General features: G+C 41.6%; 6 protein-coding genes. All 6 read left to right on the forward strand.

What is annotated here, in order from left to right; genetic code table 11:
- Positions 1 to 2: 2 nt before the first annotated feature.
- Complete coding sequence (locus tag DXD78_RS20615; protein WP_233534029.1) at positions 3 to 3,269, forward strand: hypothetical protein; 3,267 nt, start codon at positions 3 to 5, stop codon at positions 3,267 to 3,269.
- A 90-nt stretch (positions 3,270 to 3,359) separates the two neighbouring features.
- Entirely contained in the window at positions 3,360 to 3,701 is a 342-nt protein-coding gene (locus DXD78_RS20620) for a hypothetical protein (protein ID WP_005825747.1), read from the forward strand.
- Positions 3,702 to 3,865: 164 nt separating this feature from the next.
- On the forward strand, positions 3,866 to 4,993 hold the full coding sequence (locus DXD78_RS20625) for an ATP-binding protein (RefSeq protein ID WP_008661922.1): 1,128 nt from the start codon (positions 3,866 to 3,868) through the stop codon (positions 4,991 to 4,993).
- Between the two features lie 289 nt (positions 4,994 to 5,282).
- Complete coding sequence (locus DXD78_RS20630) at positions 5,283 to 5,570, forward strand: HEPN domain-containing protein (RefSeq protein ID WP_009037333.1); 288 nt, start codon at positions 5,283 to 5,285, stop codon at positions 5,568 to 5,570.
- Positions 5,549 to 5,848, forward strand: coding sequence for a nucleotidyltransferase domain-containing protein (locus DXD78_RS20635; RefSeq protein ID WP_009037334.1), 300 nt, complete (start codon positions 5,549 to 5,551; stop codon positions 5,846 to 5,848). The genes DXD78_RS20630 and DXD78_RS20635 overlap by 22 nt, the downstream gene beginning before the upstream one ends.
- 288 nt (positions 5,849 to 6,136) lie before the next feature.
- Positions 6,137 to 7,090, forward strand: coding sequence for a site-specific integrase (locus tag DXD78_RS20640; RefSeq protein WP_117652948.1), 954 nt, complete (start codon positions 6,137 to 6,139; stop codon positions 7,088 to 7,090).
- Positions 7,091 to 7,432: the final 342 nt, after the last annotated feature.

Genomic DNA, 7,432 nt, shown 5'->3' on the forward strand with positions numbered 1-7,432 from the left:
TGGTGGGCACTGCAGGAACGTTCACGTCTTGTAAGGACTATGATGACGACATCAAGGACTTGCAAGGACAACTGGACAAAAAAGCTTCACTTGATGACCTAAATGCAAAAGTTGCTACTTTGCAGACAGCCGTAGATGAAGCCAAAACTGCCGCAAACGAAGCCAAAGCCAAAGCTCAGGAAGCTCTGGATAAGGCTGGTTCAAGCGAAGGTGGAGTATCTGAAGCTGATTTAGAGAAATTACAAGATGCTTTGGAAAAAGAAATGGAAAAACTGGCATCTTTAGAGGTTGTTGACACTAAGATCAAAGAACTGAAGGAGAGTCTGGCAAGTGAGTTTATTTCTGAAGCTGATTTGAAGAAATTGGCTACAGATGTCGAAACTCTGAGTGTTAAAGTTATGGCTTTGATTGGTCACCGATTGACCAGCCTTACGCTGATTCCAACTACGCACATCAACGGCATTCCTTCAATTGAACTGCTGACACTGACGTATACACCGCAGGTTTTTGCTGCCAAGAACTATGCTGACCACGAAGCAGACCCGTCTAAGCACACTGATCGCCCGGTTTTGGACCACACTGCTGTAAAGGGCGCCAAGGCACTCAGCATTTCTACCGAAAAGAATGAGGTAAGCTACAAGATTAGCCCGAGCATCGGTGTGATGAAAGAAGATGTTAAGCTTCCTATGTTTGAATGCTTTACCTCTCAGAACGTAACAAAGGCTGCTCCTGAACTTTCTCAGAACAAGCCTCTCGAAGTTGTAGACTACGATGTAAAAGACGGTGTAATGACTGTTCTTTATAAGAAGAATGCAGATTACGTAGGCAAGAGCATCGGCACAACCGGTAGCGCTCACGGTGAAGGTAAACTTGAAAAGTTCTGGATGGCTTCTCTGAAGACTCCTATTGCTGACAAAAACCTGACAGATGCTGAGAAAGAAGCTGGTAAAGACGTATTTGTAAATTCCGAATACAGCCGTATCGAAGAATCTACTGTATATCCTTATTTGGCTAACAAGAAGATTGACTTCACGAAGGACTTCACGACTGATTTTGCAGACGAAATGCAGGATGGTAAATACGTTCATTATCATGACTCTCTCTGCTTGTATAAATCAGGCAACGAACAATTGGTTGATGTTAAGCAGTCATATGACAGTCCACTTGACTTGAGAACGTTGGTTACTGTATGCTATACTTATACTGACAAACAACACGCTTCTCACAAGGAATTGACGAACTACGCCGACTATGGCCTGGAATTCCGTTTCTCTTTAGCAAAAGCTAAGTATCTGCAAGGTGACCGTAAGACTGACGAACAGGCATTCGGCCGCATCTTGTCTGACGGCTACACGCTGAAGTCTGAAGTTTACGACGTAGAGTTGGGAGATACAGAATATTCCAAGACTTCCATCGGTCGCGAACCTATCATTCGTGCTGAATTGTGGGACAAGAATAATGGCAACATGATTGCTGTACGTTATATCAAGATTCGTTGGACCGGTGAAAAGGATCAAACGATTGCTGCCATTACATTCCCGAACGATACTGTAACTTGCAAGGATATGTTCCAGCAGTTGTTCTCTAAGGAAATGAACGAGAAGATCTATCATATGGTTAAGTTCGACGGTGGTCAGAGTATGAGTAAGACTCAGTTCCACAGCATCTATACAGATATGGAGATTCTTGAACTGAGAAAAGACGGCAAGAAGGTAGATTTGTCTAAATTAGCTGTTTCTAAGGTGGCTACTGACTGGCAAGAAGGTTCTGACAAAGTTGGCAAAGACGGTAAGGAAGCGATTAAAAACAATAAAGACCTTGTATTTGCTTTATTGCACGATGCTGAAGACAATACGTCTTACAACTTAGTTTGGGCTATGAACCCGAAGACTGTTGGTACATTGGCTTACAATGAGTCTACCAAGACTTATGCTTCTACATTCGAAATCGACGTTAAGTACATTGACGAAGCTGGTTTGAATGGTGATATCAAGCAGACATTCAAGCAGACAATCGTTGTTCCTGCACAGAAGTTTGCATACCAAGGTACATTCTGGAAGAATGGTAAGGGCGAAGGTGTCTTCAATGTGAATCCGATTGTTTACACTACTGCAAATGACGGTGGAACACAGAAAGACCCGCATGTATATCCGGGTATTACTGACGGTTGTACGCTGAAAGACTATAGCCACATCGAAGCTGACTTGGTTAATGGCTTTGTATACGAACCGACCAAAGAAAAGCCAGCCAACTTGGCTCAATTCATCCAGTATATTCGTGAGTGTGCAGAGGTTAAGTTTATCTTTGACGAAACACGCATGAAAGACTTGACTACTTATCCGCATTTGAAAGACTTTGTCACAAGCGATGACAAAACTCAATTGTGGTATAAGACTGAAGGTACAGCAGAAGACAAAGACAAGAGTGACAACAACAACATCGGTAGAACGGATGCAGATATTATGGATTACAAACAATCTAATGATTTGGCTGCCACTATCAATAACCTGATGGGTGCTGATGCTACAGAAAACAAGAAGAACTTGCCTTGGAATTATGATGAAACATTAGGTAATAACGTAAATGAATGCTCCAGTATCATCCGTCTCCACGAAAAAGATAACTGGAACGGTACTGATGCCGCCCTCAAGTTGATTGGCAAGGAAGTTCCTGTACAGCTAGTTGTTGCATACAATGACTTCAATGTTATTCCAGTTCAAGAATTTGAGGTACACTTCATCAACCCGTTGACTATTGACGGTTCTATCAGCGACAACTTCGTTGATGCTGAAATTGACGGTAGCTTCTTGAGCGTTGCCAAGAACTTCACATTCACTGACTGGAATAATAAGCCGGTAGCTGCTGCTGTAGCTGACAAGGCCACTGGTGATGAAGTTTATGCACATGCTTTGTATGACTACTATGCTGTGCGTGAAGTTAAGTTCTTGACTGATAAGACCACTACCAGCTTGGCTTGGAATGCTGCAACCAGCACTTATGAGCATAAGGAGGGTACTACTGACGGTAAGTTGCCGACCAATGCTTCATTGAAGATGATGAACTGGGATGAGACAAAAGCTAAGTCTACTGCTACAGAAGCTAAAGCTGACCCGACTCACTTGGCATACTTCAACAACCATGGTACTCCGGTTAACGTTGACTACAACATGTTCCTGACTGTAAATGTCAACTACAAGTGGGGTGTATTGAGCAAGGATAACCTGAAAGTCATCGTTAAGAAGGCTGCCGGTACACCGAGTGCCAAATAATTAAGAAGAGATTCTTGATATAATTTAATAAAAGGGACGTCCTCTTGCAGGGCGTCCTTTTTTTCAATCTTTCATTTATAAATATCAGATATGAAGAAAATACTATTCATTTTGACTGTGTCAGTTTCACTCATCTGCTTTTCTTCATGTAAGAAGTCAGCAGCTACACATCCTTTTCCAGGCAAATTCGTTACTGAAACCGGTATCCAATTCGACCTTCGAGCCGACTCCACCACCCTGATTCAATATGATGATTCCAGTTCGTACGAGGGTACATGGAAAGTCTATAATCAAGGAGATACACTAAAGTATGCCACTATTGAGTTTGCCGGTTACTTTAACTATTATTATCTGCGTAATGGTAAACTCTATCGCAATGAACATAATATGATACGTCAAGCTCTTGGTGAAGAAATTGAATATCAAGATTAAAACAGAAAATGGCTATTACTATTCCTCTATTCTTTGGATGAGGAAAAGAATAGCCATTTCATATGATAGTCAACCACACATTTCCAATAATAATCGTTTTATGATTATCATCTTATGATTATCGTGATATTTTCCTTATATTTGCGTGTAAACTCAATAATCATATGAAAAATCCATTTGTTACGAACGGCTATGTATCACCGGAATATTTCTGTGACAGAGAGAAAGAAACGGCTAAAATTGTCTCACTTTTGACGAATGAGAACAACATTGCATTGATTTCCCCACGCAGATTAGGCAAAACAGACTTGCTGCGGCATTGTTTTGGACAGCCGGAAATCAAGGAGCATTACCACACTTTCATCATCGATATTTATGCCACAAGCTCTGTACGCGATTTTGTGAATGTTTTCGGCAAGGCTGTACTGGATGAACTACGTCCAAAAGGAAAATCCGTATGGGGTACCTTCTTGAATGTACTGGCCTCCCTTCGTTCCGAAATAACATTCGACATGAATGGACAGCCTACCTGGGGAATCGGTCTGGGAGCTATAACTAATCCCTCTGCAACATTGGATGAGATATTCTCCTATCTGAATAATGCCGGGAAGCCTTGCCTAATCGCCATTGATGAATTCCAGCAAATAACCAAATATGCAGACGATCCCAACATAGAAGCGGCACTACGGACACATATACAACGCTGTTCCAATGCCCACTTTGTCTTCTCCGGGTCCCATAGGCATCTGATGGGGGCAATGTTTACTTCTCCGGCACGTCCATTCTATCAATCAGTCACATTGATAAACCTGCCTCCCATTTCTGTTGATAAATACGCAGAGTTCTGTCTTAAGCACTTTGAACGGGTAAGCAAACACTTGGACACATTAGTGGTAACAGAGCTATATGAGCGCTTCAATGGTATAACTTCGTATATGCAGAAGGTTATGAACATTTTATTTTCCATGACTGGAACTGGAGAAATATGTATCCCCTCAATGATAGATACTGCCATTAACGACCTTCTGGACTTTTCTGCCGACACCTATGATGCCTTATTATATCAGATGCCCGAAAAGCAACGTATTGTATTTATGGCAATTGCGGCAGAAGGGAAAGCCAAGGCCATCTCAAGCGGTGATTTTGTGCGTAAATACAAGTTGCAATCTGCCAGTTCTGTCTCTTCAGCTGTAAAAGGACTACTGGAAAAAGACTTTATTACCTATGATAAAGGCATTTACCAGGTATATGATCAGTTCTTCCAACTTTGGTTGCAAAGGAATAAGCTTTAATGGTTTCTTTCTTGAATCTTATATTCATTCTATAAACAATTTAGAAATGAGTAGAAATGCAGCAGGCTTTGCAAAATATAATTATAAGACTAAAGTAAATACCTTCAATATGGTTCCAACGGATAAAATGTTGTAGCAAATCATTGTTGTTTGAAGGATAATAACTATCTTTGTTCTAAAGACTCGAAATATGGATAGTAAAGTAACCTTATTGGATTGAGATGTCAGATTATGATTTGGAAACAGCGAATGCAATGCTGCTTACAGGCCGTTATCTCTATGTCGGTTCATGTGCCATCAAACAATAGAGAAAATTCTCAAAGCATATTGGACTAATTGCTTAATGGAAGTTCCTCTAAAGATACATTCACTATCCAGACTTGCGGAGAGAACGGGATTGGACAAGCAATTGTCGGAGGAGCAGTTAGACTTTATAGACAAACTTGAACCTCTTAATATAGAAGCCCGTTACCCCTCTTATAAAGAAAGATTAATGAAGAGCTTAACCAAAGAATACTGTGCTGAACTTTTGAGCCAAACTAAAGAGTTGCAATTATGGATAAAGAACAAGCTATAAACCTTGCCAAACGCTATAAGGAAATGGTAGCGGAGAAGTTACCATTAAAGGCCCTTTATCTTTATGGTTCGTACAGTAAAGGAAATTATAGAGCAGACAGCGATATAGATATTGCTGTGATAGTAGAACGCCTGGATGACGATTATTTTAAAGATACTCCTCTATTGTGGAAACTTAGACGCAAGATAAGTAACCTTATAGAGCCAGTCCTACTTACAGAAGATTTGGACAATCCTCTTTATTGTGATATTAGAAAAACTGGAATTCTAATACAATGAAGTCTTGTTTATCACATGCCATCTATTTCTATAATTTATATTCTTTTTTACTTCCAACGCATATTCTTCTTCTAAATCTTCGTACCATACCAAGTACTGCGAAATACATACCTGAGCGTTTTTCTCTTACTTATTCCCTTCTTCATCCAATCCCTATCATGACTTAAACATTTTTCTCTTGCAGCAATAATCACTTGATATTGCAAAAAATGAAGAATATGAAATCATTGTATTTGCAGCTATAATTGTATATACTTGTAAGGTAAACCTTTTATAAATAAATTGGAAATGAATAGAAATGAAATTACCTTACAAGAGATGTTCTCCTCAGTCATCGGGGAACTCCGGGAAGGCGGCAGGTGGGGGACGGCACACATTTACCAGTCAGCGGTGAATGCATTCTCGGCATTCACCAAATGGCAACCGATGCCCATGCGCAGGCTGAGCCCGACCGTACTGAAGAGATTCGAAAACTTCCTCAGGCAGAGGAACTGCAGTTGGAACACCGTATCCACCTACATCAAGACGGTACGCTCGGTGTATCATCGGGCGGTAGACAGAAAGTACATACGGTATGTACCCAGACTGTTCGAGCATGTATATACCGGCACACGGGCGGACAGGAAGAAGGCGCTCGAGGCATCCGACATCAGCAGCCTGGTAAGGGAGACGGAAAGGAGCCTGCAAGGAGGGACGCTCCCAAACACACAGCAGAAAACAAGGATTTTCTTCGTACTCATGTTCATGCTCAGGGGCATACCCTTTGTGGATCTGGCATACCTGCACAAAAGGGACCTGCAGGGAAATATACTATCGTACAGACGACGGAAGACGGGACGGGCGCTGACCGTATCACTCACACCCGAAGCCATGCAGATGGTGAGAATAATAGCAAACAAGGACAAGGACTCTCCTTATTTATTCCCCATATTACAAAGTGAGGAAGGGTCGGAAGCCGCATACCGGGAATACCAGTCGGCACTCAGGGCATTCAACCAGCGGCTGGCAGTACTCAGGCAGTGCTTGGGAATGCAGTCGGCACTCAGTAGTTATGCGGCGAGACATACTTGGGCCACAATGGCTTATCACTGCGAGATACATCCCGGAATCATATCGGAAGCCATGGGGCACTCCTCCATCACGGTGACGGAAACCTATCTGAAGCCTTTCAGCAACAGAAAGATTGACGAGGCCAACCAGAGGGTAATTTCTTTTGTAAGAAACGGAGCGTGTACAGTATAAAAGACGTTACTTCTTTTGATAGGATAGAATAGATTTGTTGCGCATTTTCCGGAGTCTTCAAAATGAGTTTTGAGGAACGGAATGGTGTTGCCTTTACGGAGCTTCCATCGGTGCTGTCAATATGCTGTTATTCAACCTTTTGAACTGAAAAATACATACTTTCATTTTTTGAAAGCCTCATTTCATCACTTTCCCACTGTCACTTTTCTGGACTTCCAATCCTCTTTCCAATATCCTAACGGGCTGATTTTTACTATTCCAGACAAAACCCACCTATTTTCTCCTTATTCCTTGATTATTAACGGAATTAACAGGATTTCATTACCTGCGAAGTAACGGAAT

It is taken from the genome of Bacteroides sp. D20 (assembly GCF_003436255.1).
Classification (GTDB): domain Bacteria; phylum Bacteroidota; class Bacteroidia; order Bacteroidales; family Bacteroidaceae; genus Bacteroides; species Bacteroides uniformis.

Bases quoted from the DNA above. Each gene is read 5' to 3' on its own strand.
- DXD78_RS20630 (WP_009037333.1), top strand. From the start codon at position 5,283: ATGTGCCATCAAACAATAGAGAAAATTCTCAAAGCATATTGGACTAAT.
- DXD78_RS20620 (WP_005825747.1), top strand. From the start codon at position 3,360: ATGAAGAAAATACTATTCATTTTGACTGTGTCAGTTTCACTCATCTGC.
- DXD78_RS20640 (WP_117652948.1), top strand. From the start codon at position 6,137: ATGAATAGAAATGAAATTACCTTACAAGAGATGTTCTCCTCAGTCATC.
- DXD78_RS20635 (WP_009037334.1), top strand. From the start codon at position 5,549: ATGGATAAAGAACAAGCTATAAACCTTGCCAAACGCTATAAGGAAATG.
- DXD78_RS20625 (WP_008661922.1), top strand. From the start codon at position 3,866: ATGAAAAATCCATTTGTTACGAACGGCTATGTATCACCGGAATATTTC.